Annotated in this window: 18 protein-coding genes; 13 read left to right on the forward strand and 5 right to left on the reverse strand. The window is 70.9% G+C overall.

Annotation, left to right across the window (positions count from 1 at the left end; all coding sequences use genetic code 11):
- The 3 genes from ABZW32_RS21530 to ABZW32_RS21540 form a co-directional block, all read right to left on the reverse strand.
- Window positions 1-314: trypsin-like serine protease (locus ABZW32_RS21530; protein ID WP_356218085.1), on the reverse strand; the 314-nt coding region annotated here is incomplete at its 3' end.
- A gap of 81 nt (window positions 315-395) precedes the next feature.
- Window positions 396-2033 carry a trypsin-like serine protease gene (locus ABZW32_RS21535; RefSeq protein ID WP_356218086.1) on the reverse strand — a complete coding sequence of 546 codons (1638 nt, stop codon included), beginning with the start codon at window positions 2031-2033 and terminating at the stop codon, window positions 396-398.
- A 234-nt stretch (window positions 2034-2267) separates the two neighbouring features.
- Window positions 2268-2783, reverse strand: a complete 516-nt coding sequence (locus ABZW32_RS21540; protein ID WP_356218184.1) for a hypothetical protein — start codon at window positions 2781-2783, stop codon at window positions 2268-2270.
- A gap of 1214 nt (window positions 2784-3997) precedes the next feature.
- On the opposite strand from ABZW32_RS21540, the gene ABZW32_RS21545 reads away from it, so the two are divergent.
- Window positions 3998-4804, forward strand: coding sequence for an SDR family NAD(P)-dependent oxidoreductase (locus ABZW32_RS21545; protein WP_356218087.1), 807 nt, complete (start codon window positions 3998-4000; stop codon window positions 4802-4804).
- Between the two features lie 247 nt (window positions 4805-5051).
- Here ABZW32_RS21545 and ABZW32_RS21550 read toward each other — a convergent pair whose 3' ends face one another.
- Both ABZW32_RS21550 and ABZW32_RS21555 read right to left on the reverse strand, forming a co-directional pair.
- Window positions 5052-5741, reverse strand: coding sequence for a response regulator transcription factor (locus ABZW32_RS21550; RefSeq protein ID WP_356218088.1), 690 nt, complete (start codon window positions 5739-5741; stop codon window positions 5052-5054).
- A gap of 11 nt (window positions 5742-5752) precedes the next feature.
- The gene (locus tag ABZW32_RS21555) at window positions 5753-6961 is read right to left on the reverse strand and encodes a histidine kinase (protein WP_356218090.1); all 1209 of its coding nucleotides are present in this window, start codon (window positions 6959-6961) and stop codon (window positions 5753-5755) included.
- Window positions 6962-7565: 604 nt separating this feature from the next.
- Between ABZW32_RS21555 and ABZW32_RS21560 the strand changes: the two genes are divergently transcribed.
- The 12 genes from ABZW32_RS21560 (at window position 7566) to ABZW32_RS21615 (ending at window position 18482) form a co-directional block, all read left to right on the forward strand.
- Window positions 7566-8294: a response regulator transcription factor gene (locus tag ABZW32_RS21560; protein WP_356218092.1), complete on the forward strand. Its 729-nt coding sequence runs from the start codon at window positions 7566-7568 to the stop codon at window positions 8292-8294.
- A 351-nt stretch (window positions 8295-8645) separates the two neighbouring features.
- Entirely contained in the window at window positions 8646-9551 is a 906-nt protein-coding gene (locus tag ABZW32_RS21565; RefSeq protein WP_356218093.1) for a methyltransferase domain-containing protein, read from the forward strand.
- 8 nt (window positions 9552-9559) lie between these two features.
- Window positions 9560-10069 carry a nuclear transport factor 2 family protein gene (locus ABZW32_RS21570; protein WP_356218095.1) on the forward strand — a complete coding sequence of 170 codons (510 nt, stop codon included), beginning with the start codon at window positions 9560-9562 and terminating at the stop codon, window positions 10067-10069.
- Entirely contained in the window at window positions 10066-11220 is a 1155-nt protein-coding gene (locus ABZW32_RS21575; protein WP_356218097.1) for an NAD(P)/FAD-dependent oxidoreductase, read from the forward strand. Before ABZW32_RS21570 ends, ABZW32_RS21575 begins: the two co-directional genes overlap by 4 nt.
- Window positions 11217-12047, forward strand: coding sequence for an AfsA-related hotdog domain-containing protein (locus ABZW32_RS21580; protein WP_356218098.1), 831 nt, complete (start codon window positions 11217-11219; stop codon window positions 12045-12047). Before ABZW32_RS21575 ends, ABZW32_RS21580 begins: the two co-directional genes overlap by 4 nt.
- Entirely contained in the window at window positions 12044-12967 is a 924-nt protein-coding gene (locus ABZW32_RS21585; RefSeq protein ID WP_356218099.1) for an NAD(P)-dependent oxidoreductase, read from the forward strand. The genes ABZW32_RS21580 and ABZW32_RS21585 overlap by 4 nt, the downstream gene beginning before the upstream one ends.
- Before the next feature lie 145 nt (window positions 12968-13112).
- Window positions 13113-14003 (forward strand): nucleoside-diphosphate kinase, encoded by an 891-nt coding sequence (locus tag ABZW32_RS21590; RefSeq protein ID WP_356218101.1) that lies wholly within the window; start codon window positions 13113-13115, stop codon window positions 14001-14003.
- Window positions 14004-14057: 54 nt separating this feature from the next.
- Complete coding sequence (locus tag ABZW32_RS21595; RefSeq protein WP_356218102.1) at window positions 14058-15416, forward strand: nucleotidyltransferase family protein; 1359 nt, start codon at window positions 14058-14060, stop codon at window positions 15414-15416.
- Window positions 15413-16432 (forward strand): aminotransferase class I/II-fold pyridoxal phosphate-dependent enzyme, encoded by a 1020-nt coding sequence (locus ABZW32_RS21600; RefSeq protein WP_356218104.1) that lies wholly within the window; start codon window positions 15413-15415, stop codon window positions 16430-16432. The genes ABZW32_RS21595 and ABZW32_RS21600 overlap by 4 nt, the downstream gene beginning before the upstream one ends.
- Before the next feature lie 12 nt (window positions 16433-16444).
- A complete protein-coding gene (locus tag ABZW32_RS21605; protein ID WP_356218105.1) occupies window positions 16445-17095 on the forward strand; it encodes an isoprenylcysteine carboxylmethyltransferase family protein in 651 nt (216 codons plus the stop codon).
- A 56-nt stretch (window positions 17096-17151) separates the two neighbouring features.
- Window positions 17152-17706 (forward strand): isochorismatase family cysteine hydrolase, encoded by a 555-nt coding sequence (locus ABZW32_RS21610; RefSeq protein ID WP_356218107.1) that lies wholly within the window; start codon window positions 17152-17154, stop codon window positions 17704-17706.
- A complete protein-coding gene (locus tag ABZW32_RS21615; protein WP_356218109.1) occupies window positions 17688-18482 on the forward strand; it encodes an SDR family NAD(P)-dependent oxidoreductase in 795 nt (264 codons plus the stop codon). The genes ABZW32_RS21610 and ABZW32_RS21615 overlap by 19 nt, the downstream gene beginning before the upstream one ends.
- The last annotated feature ends 33 nt before the right edge of the window (window positions 18483-18515 follow it).

Raw genomic sequence — 18515 nt, forward strand, 5'->3', positions numbered from 1 at the left:
ACGGACCTGCCGTCGCTGAGGGTCGCGGTCGCCTTCAACGACGGCTTGCCGGCCTCGACCGGCGTACCGGGCGTACTCGCGAAACAGCTCGCGGCGGTGGCGACCCACGAGGGGTCGACCAGGGTGCCGGTGCAGGCACGGGAGTTGGCCTCGTCACCGAGGTTCAGCTTGACGACGGACGGGAGCTGTCCGGCGGTGGCTTCGGCGCCGGTCACCGCCAGGGCGGGGGCCGAGGTGATCAGGCCCGCCGAGACCGCCATGGCGGTGACGAGCAGGCCGGAGATCCGCGCCGGGCGCGGACGGGAAAGCGGCATGAAGGTTCCTTCGGGATGCGCTGCACGACCGCAGGCCGGCCCCCGCGGCGCCGGGGGCGCCGCGAGAGGCCGGCCCGGGTGTCAGAGGGTGCCGGCGAGGGAGATAGAGCCAAGCGTTCCGGTGATGCCCGGGGTGGTGACCGGCACGGTCGGACCCCAGGTGCGATCGGTGTGGCGGATCGTGTGCACGATCCGGTTGTCGGCGGTGGTCACCGCGAGCTGGAGCTCTCCGTCGACGGTGCCCGCGGCGACGGACCTGGCCGTCACGGCGCCGAGGTAGTCCTTCAGGTCACCGAACGGAGCCCAGGTGCCGTTGCCGTAGCGGACGGAGTGGTACTGCTTGGTGCCGTTGTCCGTGGCGATGACGATGTGCGCGTCGCTGCCCGCACCGGCCATGGCCACGGACGTGATGGGACCGGTGGCGCCGGCCGCCCCGGCGACGTCGCCCCACCCGGTCCAGTGGCCGGTGGTGCGACGGACGGTGTGGAAGGCCTTGCCACCGCTGACGGCCGTGACGTGGAGCTCGCCGCCGGCGCCGGCGGTCGCGACGGAGGTGACGGTGCCGATGGGGCCCGCGGCCCCGGCGACATCACCGAAGGCGGTCCAGTTGCCGGTTGCGTTCCGCACGGTGTGGTACACCTTGCCGCCCGCGACGGCCACGACGTGGAGGTCGGTGCCGATGGACACGGCGGAGACCTGGGTGACGTTGCTCAGGGCGCTGGCCGCCTCGTTGACGTCACCGAAGGAGCCCCAGGTTCCGTCCGCCTTGCGGATGGTGTGGTGGATGCGTCCGTCACCGCCGAGCGCCACCACGTGGGTGTCGCCGTTGATGCCGGCGACCGCGGCCGTCCGTACGCCGCCGATGTTCCCGGCCTTGGCCTGGACATCGGTGAAGCCGGTCCAGGAACCGTCGGGCAGGCGGATGCCCTGGTAGAGGTTGGTGCCGGCCTGGACGAGGGTCTCGGCCTTCCAGCCTGCCGTCAGGGCCCGTACCTGCTGGACCCAGTCGTTGAGGTCGTCGGTGCGCGCGGTGATGGCGCCGGTGCGGGTCTCGGTGGCCGGAGCACCGAGGCATCCGCCTTGCCAGGAACGGGAGTTGACGCCGACGAGTTCACCGGCGGCGTTGAGGAGCGGGCCGCCGGTGTCGCCCTTGCACAGCGCGTCGGTGCCCTTGCCGGTGATGGCGTACGTCGTGGCATCGGCGCTGCCGAGGGTGAAAGTACCGGTGTGCGGCTTGCCGGGCACCCACTCCGTCTTCGTCCGGCCGAACCCGGCGGCGGTCAGGTCGCTACCGGCGACCGGCGCGGAGGCCGCGCGCTTGATGCCCGCGATACCGGTGGCGGGGGAGGCGAGGCGGGCGAGGACCAGGTCCCGATCCGTCCGGGGCACCAGGTCGACGACCTCGACGGTCTTGCCGTCGCTGAGGGTGGCGATGCTCTTCAGCGTGGGCTTGCCCGCCTCGACCGGCGCGCCGGGGGTACTCGCGAAGCAGCTCGCCGCAGTGGCGATCCACGTCTGGTCGACCAGAGTGCCGGTGCAGCCGCGGGAGTGGGCCTCGTCGCCGATGGTCAGGCTGACGACGGAGGCGAGCTGTCCGGCGGCGGCCTCGGGGCCCGTCACCGCCAGGGCGGGGGCCGAGGTGATCAGGCCCGCCGAGACCGCGATGGCCGTGACGAGCAGACCGGAGATCCGCGCCGAGCGCGGACGGGAAACGGACATGGAGGTTCCTTCGGTTGAGCAGGTGCGTGGGAATCGGTCGGGAGTGCTGTCGCGATTACTGCTCGGCGGCGCAGGAGCGGCACGCCGCGGCCCGGTCGCGTCCGATACCGTGGCCTGACCGGGCCCGCCGTCGCGTGATGGCCGTAGGGCGCGGTCCGCGGAAGATCGGATTCGGCGTGAAGAAACAAGGAGTGGCATCCCGACAGGGCTTTACCATCCGATGCCGTGCCGATATTACTTGGCAGTCCGGATTTCCATCAGCATGAAATCACGACCCTGCTCGTCCGCACTCTCGCCCACTGGGGTCCACGCGTTCTTGTTCACGTCGAACGTCTTCCCCTCGGAGCCCGTGGTCATGTCGACCTTCGCCGAGTAACTGTTGCCCTTGACGGCGAATACGGCCGGGATTTCCAGGGTCAGGTAACCCGTGTTTCCGGTGACCTTGAAGCAGATCTTTTCGTTCGCACGGGACCACACCTCGAGCAGGTCGGTCGCACCCCCGCAGTCGGCGAGGACGATGTGACCGTCGCCCCGCTTCAGCGTAATCCCGCGCTCTGCGAGGATCTTGTCGGCGTTCGGGTAGCCGAAGTCCTCGATGGCATAACCAGGGCCTTCGTCGGCGATCGCCTTCATCGAGGCGCCGTCCGCACCCGCACCGCCGGTCACACCACCGGCGATGGCGAACCAGGCCAGGGCGCCCGCGCCCATGGCCGCGCCAACAGTCCGGAGCATCGTCCTACGTGCCTTCATCGCTGTCCTAGTCGTCGGCTCGGGAAGTCCCGAAGCATGTGGCAACGCGGAGGTGAAGGCCGCCGTCCAGCCGAAGGGAAATGAACTCGTACGCGAGTTCATCCACCCCACGGAAGCCCCCCACTCCCGGAATGAGCGTAACTTCCCGCCCGGCGTTCCGTAACCCGGACTAAAAGGCGGGTCTACGGCTCACTGGCGGGTCGAACAGCCCCTGCGGGCCCTCCGTATAAAAACACTCATCCTGATTCCCGTCCAACACCGCGGAAGTGATGTGCGCCACACACGAAGAACTTGCGCAACTTCCCCGGAGGAGCGAATTCCATATTCCGCACTCCGGAGCGCTGGATTCCACACGCTTCTTGACGCGAAAATGTATTTTCATTGCGGCGCTTTCCTCGTAGGGCTGTCGCGGCGGGTGCGCTGCGAGTGCCTCGACTCCCCTACGGGGCAGGGCCGCATACGGCTCCTCAGCGGGCTGCCGTCACCGGCGGGGCATCACGCAGGCCGACGACCGGTTCTCCCCGGCCCGGCGGGGAAGGGCGGCGAAGCCTGGAGCGGCGGCGCCCGCGCCGCGACCGGCCGGCGGCGGGCGCATATGAGCCGTCCGGCCCCGGTGCCCCCACACCGGAGAGCCGGACGGCTCATATGGCGTGCGACGGTTGACCGGCGCGCGGTCGCATCGGTACGGACCCCCCACGGGCTGAACCATGCGCTGTCCCGGCGGAGTTCAGGTCTCCGCCCTCCAGTCGCGCGCCACCGGACCGTCACCCGGCTCCGTCGCGAAGCCAGTCTGTGACCGGAAGACGACCCCGGCAACGCTCCTTGACGCGTTCCTTCCGCATGGCCTGTGATCTTTGACGCGGTACTGATGACCTGCACGGACGAGCTGGGGCCCGTCACCCTGCGCGCATCAGAAGACCGTCAAGGACGCGTTCGCCGTCTTGTCCCCCCGGCCCGGGTGCGCTGGGATGTGGTCATGAACAGCGGTCCGCGCCACGACGATCGGCCACCGAATACGGTGTGGCCGACGGCGCCCGCCGTCCGCCCGGCCCTCTGACACCGGCCGCGCGTCATCCGCGTACCCGCCGCCGTCCCCCGATGGGACCGGCCCGCGCCCTGTACGCACCCTCACCATCACCCGCATGAGCCGAACCCCGGCCCGCCCTTCGCGGTGCCCCGGGTCCCTCGGCCCTGCTCGCCTCCAGGAATCCGACATGCCTTCAACCCTGTCCGGACGTACCGTCCTCGTCACCGGCGCCACCTCCGGCATCGGCTACGAGACCGCCCGCCGGCTCGCCGAACTCGGCGCCACCGTCCTCCTCCACGGCCGCACCCCCGAGGAGGCCCGGGCCGCCGCCGACCGGCTGGTCTCGACCACCGGCATCGCCGGCGCCGCCGTGCGCCCGCTCGCCGCCGACTTCACCCGCCTGGAGGAGGTCGAGAACCTCGCCCACGCCGTCACGCGCGACCACCCGCGCCTGGACGTCCTCGTCAACAACGCGGCCATCGCCGCACCCGAGCGCCACACCCTGACCACCGACGGCAACGAGATCTCCTTCCAGGTCAACTTCCTCGCCCACTACCTGCTGACCGGTCTCCTGGCGGCCGCCCTCACCTCCGACCCCGGCGGGCGCGTCGTCAACGTCTCCTCGACGCTCCACCGCTCCGGCGCCATCCAGTGGAACGACCCCCAGCGGGTGCGGCGCTACTCCCGCCTCGCCGCGTACGCCCAGTCACAGCTCGCGCTGACCGTCTTCGCCGCCGACCCGCGGGTCACCGCCGTCTCCGTGCACCCCGGCGTCTGTGAGACCGGCCTCCTCCCGCTGTACGGGACCGAGGGCACACCGGCCGCCGAGGGCGCCGGGCACGTCGTACGGCTCTGCGACCCGGCCACCGAGATCGTCAACGGCGCCTACTACGACCGCTCCGAGCGCGTCGCCCCGGCCCCCGCCGCCACCGAGGACCGCACCGTCAAGCGCCTCAACAAGCTCGCCGACCTCCTGGTCGGCCACACCGCCTGAAGGGATACGCCCTCATGTCCAAGCGCGCACGCAAGAAGAGGGCCCGCCGCAGGAAGGGTTCCAACCACGGCAGCAAGCCCTCCTGCTGACCGGCGACCCACCTCGTGGGGCGGCCCCCCGACCAGGGCCGCCCCACTTCCGTGCCCCGAGGAAGAGACGTGATCAACCCACCGCCCCACCGGCTCCCCGCCCTCGCCGGTTGGTTCCCCCTCCCGGAGCAGATGCCGCCGGTTACCTCAGGGCGCCTTCACCTCGGCGCGCCCGGGGCCGCTTCACTCGGCACGGGGCAGCCGAGGCCGGCCTTGTAGGCGAGGACCGCGGCCTGGGTGCGGTTTTCCAGCCCGAGCTTGGCCAGGGTCCGCGAGACGTACGTCTTCACGCTCGCTCCGGCGAGATGGAGTTCCCGGGCGATCTGCTCGTTGGTCATGCCCAGCCCGAGGAGGGCCAGGACCTTGCGCTCGCTCTCGCTCAGCGCGGCGACCTTGGCGTCGACCTCGCCGACCCGGACCGGGACGCGGCGCACGGCCCGGCGCACCAGGTTCCGCAGCACGTCCGGAGCGAAGACCCGGCCCCCGGAGACGACCACGCGCAGCGCCGACAACAACTCCTCCGCCCTGAGGTCCTTGAGGAGGAAACCGTCGGCGCCCGCATCGAGCGCGTCGAGGACCCGCGCGTCCGAACTGTAGGTGCTCAACATCAAGACCCTGGGAGGGCGCTCCAGCTCGCGCAGCCTTCGGGTGGCGGCGATCCCGTCCACGTTCGGCATGCGCAGGTCCATCAGCACGACGTCCGGTTCGTGGGTCCGGGCCCGGTCGATGGCGTCCGCACCGTCCACGGCCTCCGCGACGACCTCGAAGTCGGCCGACGTCTCCAACATCATGCGCAGGCCCGACCGGATGATGGCCTGGTCGTCGACGATCGCGACGCGAATGGTCATGGAACGCACCCCTACTCGGTGACGCTGCCGACGGGCAGCTCGATCACGGCTGCGGTCCGGTACCCGCCGTCCTCGGACGGACCGGCCTCGAACCTGCCGCCGACCGCGTGGACGGCGTCGCGCATGCTGCGCAGGCCCAGGCCGCCGGAGTCCCCGACGTACACGGGTCGTTGCAGGGGGCGGCCGTTGCGGACGACGAGGGAGACGGTCCGCGGGGCGAACGCCAGGGACAGCCGGACCGGGGCCCCCGGCGCGTGTTTCGCGGCATTGGTGAGCGCCTCCCGGCTGACGCGGTACAAGAGCGATTCGGTCGCCCTGCCCAGCGGGCGGACCGGTCCCTCGACCGTGTAGGAGGCCCGCATGCCCACCGCGCGCATGTTGCGGGTGAGCGATTCCAAGAACTCGTTGCAGGTGAGGTCCACGGAGAACGCGCCGCCGCTCGCGCACGGGTCCTCGTCCTCCTGCAACACCGCGATGACCCGGCGCAACTCGTGCATGACGGCGATGGCCTCCTCCTGTACGTCGTGGAAAGCGGCGGCCGCCTTCGACGACAGGCCGGGCTCCCGCTCCGCCGCCGAGGCCCGCAGCACCAGGAAGGTGGTGTGGTGCCCGACCGTGTCGTGGATCTCGAACGCCAGCCGGGTGCGTCTCTCCAGGATCGAGAAGCGCACCGCGTGTTCGGTGGCGGCTTCCGCGTGCGACAACTGTTCCCGCAGCTGCTGCTTCACCGCGCGCTGACGGCGCACCATGTTCCCGTAGAAGGCGGGCAGCAGCGCGCAGAGGACAAGCATGTACGCACGCCACGTCGGGTCGGCGACGACCTCGCCGGTCAGGGACCGTGACAGGAGGTACAGAAGGGCGACGCCCGCCATGAGCGGCCCGCGCGTCCTGCCACCGTAGAGCCCGACCGCGTAGGATGCCGCGATCAGCGCGCTCGCCTCGTCGGAGGCGGAAGTGGCCAGCACGGCGAACAGAACGCACAGCTCCGGGCGGGTGCGCCGCCAGAACAGGGTGGTCGCCGCTCCCAGCGAGAACAGCAGGCTCAGGCCGTAGGAGTGGGTGAGGCCTGTCGTGTGGCTGACCGTCAGCACCCCTGTGCTCGCCAGCGCGACGATGACGACCAGGGCCGCATCCTGTGCCCGGTCGCTCAGCGGCCGCGCGCCGGCGCGCAGCAGGTGCTCCGCCGGCCGTCGGAGCGCCTGCCACGTGTCCGCGGTCATGAGCTTCCCCGTGCGGCGGAGCGACCGGGGGGAAACGGAATCGCGCCGCTCCGCGGCTCCGTTCGTGACTCGACGTGCGGGAAAGGCGGGCCTTGGTTCACGGGTGGGCCTGTTCTCGAATGAAAGGTCGGGCATCCGACCGGCAGGGTTTTCCCGCCCAGCGTATGCAGAGGAAGGCGGGACCCGAAGATGGCCGAAGGAGGATCCTCGACATCCGAAGGATGACATCGACTGTCCATCAGACGCCTTTTTCCGGAGCGGCGTTCGTCGGGGGCAGAGTCCCGGAGGAGAGCCGGCCCGTATTCGTCCGACCATGCGGGACGGTACCCCCGCCGCGCCCTCGCGCGGGACTTTGGTCCCGTCGTGAACAGGTCCTTGGTAGATGGCGGTGCCGAGGCCCGGCAGGAAGGATCAGGGGTCAGCGGCCGGTTCCGCCGACCGGCGGGCCGGCGGAAGCCCGACGCGTCCGAGTCGTCGTCCTGGCGTTCGTGCGGGACCCACCATTCGGCCGGCAAAGATTTCATTCCGTTGAAAGCGAAGACCTGTGACGGCTGTTCGAAGACCGCAGCGGCTCCCGGCGGAAACGTCTCGGTAAGACCCTCCCATGACGACCACCTTCGTGAAGTACTCGCCTCCCGACGGCATTCCCGGTCACGCCCGGGAAAGGGCGTCGGTTCTCGTCGCCGACCGCGAAATGATCTTCAGGACGGGTCTGCGCAAATTGCTGACGGGACAATGCGGGTTCGACGTGGTCGGCGAGGCCGAATCCGCGACGGACGTCGATCGGCTCATCCGTTCGGCCTCCCCGGACATCCTCCTCATGGAGATGGATCTGGCCCGGTCGGTCGGGCTGAGCCCGGACCGGCGAGGCGTCCTTATGGACAGGCCGCCACGGCTGGTGCTGTTCGGCGAGCTCCCCGGTCCCGACGGCATGGCGGAGGCCTTGGAAGCCGGAGCACAGGGCTTCGTCACCCGCACGCTGGACGCGGAACTGCTGGAGGCGGTACTGCGGCACGTACTCGTCGGGGGATACGCGATCGGGGACGACGTGCTCCTGGGGCTCGTAGGCACGGACGGCCCCCGCCCCGTGCCGCGGTTCGCGGCCCACCACGGCAGGATCCAGCTCCTGAACCCGAGCGAGCGACAGGTGCTCCAACTCCTGGGGCGTGGATGGGAGAACGCCCGGATCGCGACGGAGCTCCATCTCTCCCCGGCCAGCGTGAAGACGTACGTGTCGCGGCTGCTCCACAAGCTCCAGCTGGAGAACCGGACCCAGGCGGCCCTGGTGGCCAACGAGACGGGCCTCGCCGACCTCGCCGTCATCCGCTCCTGAAGGCGGTGGCCGGACGACCGTCCCGCCGCCCGGCCCGGAACCGGACCCACACAGGACGACCCCGCAGGACGGCCCTCAGGGCTTCCACCGCAGCACGTGCCGCTCCAGGCGCCGCTCGCACACGTGCACCGCCAGGACCATGCAGTCCAGGACGGCCATGCCGCAAACACCCCGGCCGACCACGCGGCGAGTTGCCGAAGGTTGACACCCCCTCGGAATTCGAATGCAAACCGTCCCGACGGAAAGGGGGCGTTGGGCTCCTCCTCGGATCCGCCGGCCGGGAAACAATGTGGAACGTCGGTAAACACGAATGGCACCCGTCACCGGGAACCTCCGATCAGAGGTTGGAACATGAATCTCATCGCTGCGCCCCAACCCGACCGCGTCGGTGCGGCCTATGACGAAACGGTCGAATTGCACAGTGAACTGTTCGGTGACGACCTGCACTTCGGATTCTGGAGCACGGATCAGGAAGAAGGCGACCGGGACGGGGACGGCGGGACTCCATATGAGCAACTGGCCCGGGCGAGCCGGCGCCTGACGGACGAATTCGCGCGTCGGCTCCACGTGCGGCCGGGGCAGCGGATCCTGGACATCGGCTCCGGCGCGGGAGGCCCTGCGGTCCACATCGCCAAGGCGACCGGCGCCGAGGTGGTCGGGATCACGGTGAGTTCCGATCAGGTGCGGCAGGCCACGGCTCTGGCGGAGAAAGAAGGGCTGAGCGACCGGGTCTCCTTCCGGCTCTGTGATGCGACACGGCCGCTTCCCTTCGCGGAGTCGAGTTTCGACGCGGTCCTGGCCCTGGAGTCGTTCATTCACATCGAAGCCCGACACGCGGCGCTCACCTATGCCGCCAGGGTCCTGCGTCCCGGCGGTCGGATCGTTCTCAGTGACTTCTTCGAGCGGTCCCCCATACCACCGGAGAAGCAGCCCGCCGTCGAGCGCTACTGTCGTGAATTCAACCTGAGCAGGCTGGCGAAATCCGACTTCTATCCCCGGCTCTTCCAGAACGCGGGGTTCGTCTTCGCGGAGCAACTCGACATCACCGAGGCGACCATGCCGCCGACGATCTTGCGCATGGGAGAGATCGCGCAGGGCCGGGAGTTCCGTGACAGGTTCGGTGAACGCGCGGCGCACTACGACCGGAGCGACCTCCTGCCGGTCTGGGAGCTCGGATACCTGCTCGTCGCCGGCGTGCGAAGCCCCTCTGAAGCGCGGCGTGCCGCCTTGCGGAACCACCCGGAAGCAGCGGGGTGACGGGCGGGATGAAACTCACCGAGCAGCGTGTGCGTGCGGCCTACGAGGCCCTCGCCACCTTGGACAAGGACCACATCACCACCTTCTGGGCGGAGGACGTCCGCTTCCTCACGCCCGGACGGTCCGTCCATTCCGGATGGCGTCACGGAATAGACGACACCATCCGTTTCCTGCGCACCGTTCGAGACGTCTCCGGCGGGTCCCTGGAAACGGACATGTCGACGATCCTGATCGACCAGGACAGACAGTTGTCGATCGACCTCTTCTCCACCCGCGCACGCCGTGAAGGGTCGCGTCCGGAAAGCCGGGCGGCGGCCGATCTCCTCAGCTTCGACGGCGTCCACGTCCTGAAATGGTCGGACGGGCGGATCCACGAGGGAACGTTCGCGATATTCGGAGACGGGACGCGTCGGTACGACCAGTGGTGGAAGGCGGCGGGTCTTGCCGACGGCGCAACGGGCGCCGGCACCGTGGACGACTCCCCTGCACCTCCCAGGAACGAAGAGAAGCCGCAATGACAGAAGAGATCGAAACTCTGGTCATCGGGTGCGGTCAGGCGGGTCTGGCCATGAGCCATGAACTGCGGAACGCCGGTGTCCGTCATTTCATCGTCGACGGTGCCGACGGAATCGGCTACGCGTGGCGCAATCGGTACGACGGCCTGGGGATGATCACCCCCAACTGGATGAACTCACTGCCGGGGCTTTCCTATCCGGGCGAACCGGACGCGTTCTCGGACCGCGACGACACGGTGCGCTACCTCGAGGATTACGCCGCGTACGTACGCCCGCCGGTCCAATGGCGGACGAAGGTGGTGGACGTACGCCGGCACGACGGCGGATTCCTCGTCGGGGCGCTGACGGATCCGGGTGGGGAACGACGCGAGTGGATCGCGCGGAACGTCGTCGTCGCCACCGGGGCCTACCAGAAGCCCCGGACCCCGGTCTTCGCCTCCGGTCTCGGACCGGACGTCCACCAGACGCACGTGCACGCGTACAGGAGCCCGGACGAGGTTCCCGACGGCCCTGTCGTCGTCGTCGGGTCCGGCAACTCCGGCATCGACGTGGCACGGCAGCTGTCCCCGGCGCATGAGGTCACCGTGTGCCGGGGCGGCAACGCTCGGCTGCCGCGCCGAGCCACGGGCACGGAGGTCCGGGCCCTGCTGCACCGGATGGCGGAGCAGGCCACGTCGGTGCCGAAGGGCCACGACCTCGACGAGACCGACGACGTGCTGCGGTGGCTGGACCGTCTGGGCTTCTGGGAGATGGACACCCGCACTCCCATCGGAGCCAAGCTGGCGCGGGCCACCAGTGACTCGTCGATAGGTCCCTCCCTCGCGCACCTGACCGAGCACGAGGGCATACGCTTCACCGGCCGGGCCGTGGGGGTCAGTGGGGGCACGAGCGTGGTCGTCGAAGGCGGCGAACGGCTCACCCCCGGGAGCGTCGTCTGGGCCACGGGCTACGACAGTGATTTCAGCTGGCTCGGACTGCCCGTACTCGATGCCCTCGACCGGCCCCTCCACCGGCAGGGAGTGAGCGCCGAACCCGGGCTCTACCACCTGGGGCTGCGCTTCCAGACGACGGCGAGCTCGTCGATCCTCTACGGGGTCGGCCGTGACGCGACGCGCATCGCGCGACTCATCGCGAGGCGGCGACACCGGCGATGAGCACCGCACGGACGACCGAGACGCTCCGGTTGCGGGTGGACACGGGCCATCCCTTCCTCTTCGACCACGAACTCGACCACGTACCGGGTCTGTTCCTCGTGGACGCGGTGGTCAAGGCCACCGAGCGGCTCCCGGCGGCCACCGCCCCCGGGCAGCGGGAGGCACCCTACGTCCACTCCCTGAACCTCGACTTTCCCCGGTTCGGCCTGCTCGACGAGGACGTGCACCTGCGGTCGGAGGCGGAGGACGGTGAGGGACGGCACCTCACCGTCCGGGTGACGCAGGGCAGCCGCGTCATCTGCGCGGGGCGCGCGACGCGCATCCCGTGCGTCGACGCCCCACCCGCGATCCGATCGCCGGCGGCGCCTCCCGGCACGCTCCCGCGCGCTCCGGCGGCCCTGGTCCACCGCCGGCACGTGGAGAACATCGCGGTCGGCCCGCTGTACGAGCGAGACGGCGTCCACCGTTGCAGGTACCTCACCCTGGCGACATCGGCCCTCGGCGTCGAACAGCACCGCCGGACCCATGCCCTGCAAGAACTGGTCGAGGCCGGAAGGGAGTTCGTGACCATGATGAGTCACGTCATCGCCGGTGTGGGGTTCGAGGACACCCTCGTCCTCCAAGGGGTCGACGCCACCGTCGCGCGCCCCCTCGACCGGAGCGAGGAGATCGACCTGCACTCCAGGGGCCCGCGTCTCCTCGGCCGGCGGATGTTCAGCGACGTCGACCTGGTGAGCGCCGGAGCACGAGTCGGATCGCTCCGCTTCCGCAGCCTGGTACTGCCACCCGACCTCTACCGCGTACTGAGGGGCCCCGATCGCTCATGAAGATCCTGCTGACCGGTGGCTCCGGATTCGTCGGAGGCCACGTACTGCGCCGCCTGGCGCGGGATCCCGGGCTGCACGTGACCGCTCTGGTCCGTCCGTCCACCCGGCCGCCCGAGGGTGCCGACGCCCGTGTTTCCGCGGACCTGTCCCGCCCCGAGACCCTGGACGGCGTCTGCGACGGCATGGACGTCGTCCTGCACTGCGCGTCCTACGTGGGTGCGGACCCGACCCTGTGCGAGGCGGTGAACGCCCGGGGCACCACCATGCTGTCCCGACAGGCCCGGGCCGCCGGAGTCGGGCACGTGTTGTCGATGAGCACCGCCGCCGTTTACGGTCGCGGCCCGCACCACCTGCGCACACCGGACGAGGGGACGCCGGCGCCCGTCTCGCACACGAGCGCCACCCGCCTCGCCGGCGAGCGGGCCGTGCTGGCGGCGGGGGGTGTCGTCCTGCGCCCCGTGTTCATGTACGGCACGGGGGACCGATGGTTCGTCCCCGGCCTCATCCGCCAGTTGCGGGACATACCCCACGTGCTGAACGACGGGACGGCACGCCTGTCGATGATCTCGGCGGACGATCTCTCGCGCGTCGTCACCGCGTACGTGCGAGACCCCCGGCGGCTGCCCGGTCCCGCCGTGCACCACGCCGGTCACCGCGAGCCGGTACGCGCGGGCGACCTGATCACGATGCTCGCCTCCGGCCTCGGGCTGCCGCTGCTGAGTCCGGGCATGTCACTGGACGAGGCGGAGGACAGCGTCGGAGTCCTGACCCCCTGGGCATCGCGCCAGCTGTCCCTGACGGCGCTGGACCACTGGTTCCACAGCGACGCGCTCTGGTCGGCGCTCGCCCTGGACCCCGGGCCGACCGCCGACCGGGACCTGATCCGGCACCTCCCCTGGTACCGCCGGTTCGTCACCTGACTCCCGTCGCCCGTGCGACGCACCTCCGCCCCCGAACGAAGGACCACCCTTGCCGGCATCCACTCCTCCTCCCACCCTCGGCGGCCCCTCGACGACGCGCACCCCAAGGCCGGGACCCGAGCGCGTACGGCCCTGGCAGTCGGCGATGTTCAGCGTGATCGCCCCCGACGCCGTCCGCAGGCACCTGGCCCGCCCCATCCTGGAACGGCTCCGCGCGAGCGGCCTGCGCGTCGTGGGCTGGTGCCCCGCCGAGATCACCCCCGTCCACCTCGACGGCCTGTACGAACAGCAGCTCGTCTCCTCGACGCACGCGTACCGGTACCGCGCCCTCGACACGCGCTACCGGCTCGGGACCTCCATCGCCCTGCGGCTCGCACCGTCGGAGCCGGACCCCGGTCCGATCGAGGACTGGTACCGGCGCCTCAAGACGATCAAGGGCCCCTCCCATCCGGCCGACGCCACCCCGGGTTGCATCCGGCACGACTTCGGCGCCGTCAACACCGTGCTGAGCCTCCTGCACGCGTCGGACGATCCGGAACTGGCCGCACGCGAGTCGTCGATGCTCCTCGCGGACCGGGCCGGCGGGGAGCCGTCATGGCGGTCACCGGACCGACTGGACGGGTACCTCTGCCTGCTGGAGAGCACACGGGGACGCGAGGAGCGGGGGTTCCCCGAGGTGCTGAGCGAGCTGCGCGCCCGGCTCGTCACCGAGCTGTGGGAGCCGTTGGGTTCCGAGGGGCAGGCGGAAGCCCTCCGCCTGGCCGCCGACGGCCGGCTCGCCGACCCGGAGACCGGCGGCCGTCTCGGCGCCTTCCTGCCCCGGCACCTGAGCGGCGGCCGGTACGCCGCGCTGCTGTCGGCCCGGTTCGACCCCGAGGCCCCGCCCCTGGACATCGCCTGGGTACAGCGGGTGATGAGCGGGATCGGTGCGCCGTTGGACGACTGGTCCTCGGCGGTGCTGGGCACCTCGATGTTCTTCAGTCCCCGCACGGCCGGGCTTCCCGCCCTCCCGGGCGGCTCCGACGGCCGGCCCTGAGGCACCGAACACCGTGGCCACCACCGCCCCACCATCTCGGAGAGAAACCATCTGATGACAGACAACGAAATCTACTGGCATGCCGTCACCGTCCTGGGCCGGCTGGGGTACCGGCCGCACGGGGATCCGCACCCGAGCGACGTACTCGCCGAGGTGGACCTCGGGCACCTGGACCCGGATCGTCTGCACACCCATCTGGTGCACTCCAAGGTCGTACGTCTGGCACGCCACCGCCTCGACGGCACCTCCGGTGGCCCGCGTGTCCGGCACCTGCGTGAACTGATCACCGACACGGACGACCACGAGCGGCGGCGGCACGCGACCGCCGCAGAGCCCGTCCGGGACGTCGTACGGCTCGTCGCGGCCGGCGGCCTGCGACTGATGAAGGGCATGGCACAGCAGCCCCTCTACCCGTGGCCCGAGTCGCGTCACGTCGGGGACGTCGACGTGCACGCCCCGGATCTCACCGGCGCGCTTCACCTCGCGTCCGCCCTGCGCCGCCGAGGCTGGTGCTGGGACTTCAAAGAGTTCCCCTGGATCAAGAAGGACGAGGCGGGACTGGTCTACGGGCAGCTCGGGTTGCTGCTGCGGGACGGGACACGACCGGTCTCCCGCGTGGACATCCACTTCGGCGCGTACTCGGTGGGGTACGCGGGCCGCATGCCACTCGTCGGCTGGCAGGACCGCACCGTCCTGGGCGCACGGGTACGGGTGCCCGCGACGGAGACCGCGCTCGCGCTCATCGCCGCGCACGCGCTCGGCGACACCCGGCTGTCCATGAAGGACGTCAACGACATCCACCTCCTGGTCGACGACGCCACCGTCGACTGGACCTCGGTCGTCGAGACCGTACGGATCGCGGGGGCGCTCCACGCCCTGGAACAGCTTCTGGCGGCGACGGACGTGGTCTACGGCCTTCCCGCCGGTGCGCCGCGGCTGACGAGCGGCCGACGCCCGCTGCGCCCGACCGGCCTGCCGAGCGGCGTGCGCGGGGCACACTTCGGAGCGCACGCGCGCACCGACGAAACGGCCCGGGGCACGGTGGCCCCGGAGGAGGTCGCCCGCTGGGCCGCCCACTACTTCGAAGCCGACCTGCGGCCCCGCCTGGCACACCGCCCGCACGCCGCGCCGGCCCCGATGGCGGGCGGCCGGGACCGGTGCTGGCGCCTGCTCCCCGATTCCGCCTGGCCGGACGCCGCGCCCGACGAGCCGGTGCCCGACGGCGAGATCACACGGGAGACCATCGCCCCCGGCCTCGTACTGGTGCGTCTCGGGGACGCGGCGGTGGTACGCCTCGACATGTCGGCCGAAGCCGAAGCCGCCCGGCCGGAGGTCTTCCTGCCGACCCTGGACGGGCACGTCACACCCGCGAGCGTCGCCCTCGCCCGCCGACTCGCCGGGCGTGGAGCTTGACCGACCTCACCGGGCGCAGCCCCACCTGGTCACCGCGGGCACGGGCACTGTGGGGCGACTGCCTGCGCCGCGCGACGCGGGCCGCCGACTCCTGGACCGAGCGGGCCTGGCAGGGGGACGAGTCGCTCCGCGAGCAGCTCGGACGCGTCCTCGGCCTGGACCCGGCGCACCTCACCATCACCTCCGGGGTACGCGCGGCCGCCCTGACCTACGCACGGACGGAGCGGGTGATCGTCATGGAGCGGCCCGGCTTCGACGGCGCCACCTTCGCTCTGCGGGACGGCCGCAGCCGCCTGCTGCACCTCAGCTGGGAGCACCTCCTCCAGGGTGAACTGCCGGCGGGCTCCGCCCTGTGGCTGACCCACCCGGCACGCAACCCGGACGGGCGCACCCTGACCCACGCCGAACTCCGCCTGCTCACCGACCGCATCGCGCAGGGCCACCGCGTCGTCGTCAACTGCGCCTACCACTGGTACGCCCCCACGGCCACACGCCCGGAAGGAGCGGACCTGGTGGGCGGGCTGCACAAGATCGCCGGGCTGGGGGCCAGGATCGGGTGGGTCCACAGCCCGGACTACTTCGCACGGGCCCGTCCGGAGATGATCGCCACGACGCCGCCCCAGCCGTGGCAACGCGCCTGGGCGCTGTTCGCGGCCGAGGGGGGCCTGGAAGACCTGGCAGCGTGGGTGACCGGCCGGGCACGAACCGCCGTCCAGGTCTTCGGCGCGGCGGTGGGAGAGCCCTATGCCCCGCTCGTCCCCGACACCGGTCCCCATGCGCTCCTGCCACTGGCGCCCGGAACCGACGAGAAGACCGCGCGGGAGGCCCTCGCGCGCGACGGCTTCGTCCTCACCGCCGGCAGTTGCTACGGGCCGTCCCGCCCGGCCTTGAGGGCGACGTTCACGGACGTCCCGCCGTACGCGGCGGAGCGGTTCGGCCGATACGTCGCGGGCTCGCCCCTGTTCGCCCCGGCTCCTCCCGGACCGAACGGGTCCCACCCGCCCTCCGCCGACTGAACAAGGACACCGATGAACTTTCTGCAACGCATCCCCACCCAGATCCCCTTCCTGGGCTCCGTCGTCGTCACGGTCGTCGCCATCGTCTGGAACCTGGGCTTCGAGGACGCGGCGGGCCGCTTCGGCACCGTCGGCCTCGCGCTGGCGTACCTCGCGATGCTCCTCGTCTTCGAATCGCGTGTCGCCCTCAACAGCCGTGGCGCCGAGGCGCGCAGCGACGACCGCGGCACCGGGCAGGCCATCGCCTGCGCCCGACTCGTCCACGTGGCCTGCGCGCTGCTGTGGCCCGTCTCCTGGACCCACTGGCAGCTCTGGGTGGTCCTGCCGGGCCTACTCGTGATCTCCGGTGTCGTGTTGCGGCACCGGGCCATCCGCACACTGGGGCGTTTCTACTCGCGCCGCGTCCGCACCCTGGAGGACCACCAGGCGGTGACGCACGGCCCGTACCGGTTCGTACGTCACCCGGCCTACACCGGGGCGTTGCTGATGCACCTGGGCATGACCCTCTACCAGCTCAACGTCCTCAGTGTGGTCACCTTCCTGGCGCTCCTCGCACCCGCCTTCGTCTGGCGGATCCGTACCGAGGAGCGCCTGCTGATGAAGATCACCGGATACGAGGAGTACGCCCGCGGCCGACGGAGGCTGCTTCCCCTCGTCTGGTGACCGATCCCGGTCCCCACACCGGACACCCGTTGAGAACCTCTTCCGAAGGAGGCCCGATGGCCAAGCAGGCACTGCTGCTCATGGACGTGCAGCGGCACATCGTCAACCAACTCCCCGCCCCCGAGCCCTACCTGTCCACGGCCGGGTCCGCGCTCGCGGCGGCCCGCGCGGCCGACGTGCCCGTGATCCACGTGCACGTCGCGTTCCGCCCCGGACACCCCGAGATCCGGACGGGGGACAAGGCGTTCGCCCCGTTCCGCGGTACCGACCACCTCGTCATGGACAACCCCGACAGCCTGGCCCACCCCGCCGTCGCGCCGCTGCCGGGCGAACTCGTCGTGACCAAGCGCATGATCAGCGCGTTCACCGGCTCCGACCTCGACCTCCTGCTGCGGTCCCAGGACATCGACACCCTCGTCCTGGCCGGCATCTCGACCGGCGGAGCGGTCCTGTCCACCGTACGCGCGGCGGGCGACCTGCAATACCGGCAGGTGGTGCTCTCCGACGGTTGCGTCGACCTCGACACGACCGTCCACACCGTCCTCGTCGAACGGGTCTTCCCGATGCACGCGGACGTCATGACCGTGCGCGCGTGGCAGGAGTCGCTGTGACGGCACTGCGGGGGAAGACCGCCCTGATCACGGGAGGAACCGCCGGGATCGGCCTGGCCATCGCACAGGAGTTCGTCCGCGACGGCGCCCGCGTCGTCATCAACGGCCGGGACGCGGAACGGGGACGACGAGCCCTGGCGACGTTCGCCGCGCGCGACCACGTCCGGTTCTCGGAGGCCGACGTGACACGCGGCGACGCCGCCGGGGAACTCGTCGAGCGCACGGTGGCCGAGTACGGCCGACTGGACGTCCTGGTGAACAACGCGGGCGGCGCCCGCAGCGTGGGCCCCGTCGCCGACACGCAGGACGAAGACTGGGAGTACACCCTGCGGTGGAACCTGGACGCGGTCTTCCGGGCCTCCCGCGCGGCCGTGCGCCACATGGCACCCCGAGGCACGGGCCGGATCATCACGATCTCCTCGGCCGCGGGAAAGGTGCCCACCCCGCTGCTCACCGCGTACTGCACCGCGAAACACGCCGTTCACGGGTTCACCAAGTCACTGGCGGCGGAGGTCGGCACCGACGGCATCACCGTCAACGCGATCTGCCCCGCCCTGATCCGGACGGACAACCTGGCAGAGGTGGCCCGCGCCTACGCCGACCGGACCGGGATCACTTCAGAGCAGTGGATCTCCCAGTGGACATCGGCCAACGCCTTGAAACGCCCGGTCACGGCCGCGGGTGTCGCCGCGATGGCGGTGCTGCTCGCCTCGGACGCGGGCGCGGACATCACCGGCTCGATGCTCGACGTCGACGGCGGAGTGGCCCCGTACTGAGGCCCACACCCGTACCCACACGAACGGACGACC

The organism is Streptomyces sp. NPDC004667 (assembly GCF_040609475.1).
Taxonomy (GTDB): Bacteria; Actinomycetota; Actinomycetes; order Streptomycetales; family Streptomycetaceae; genus Streptomyces.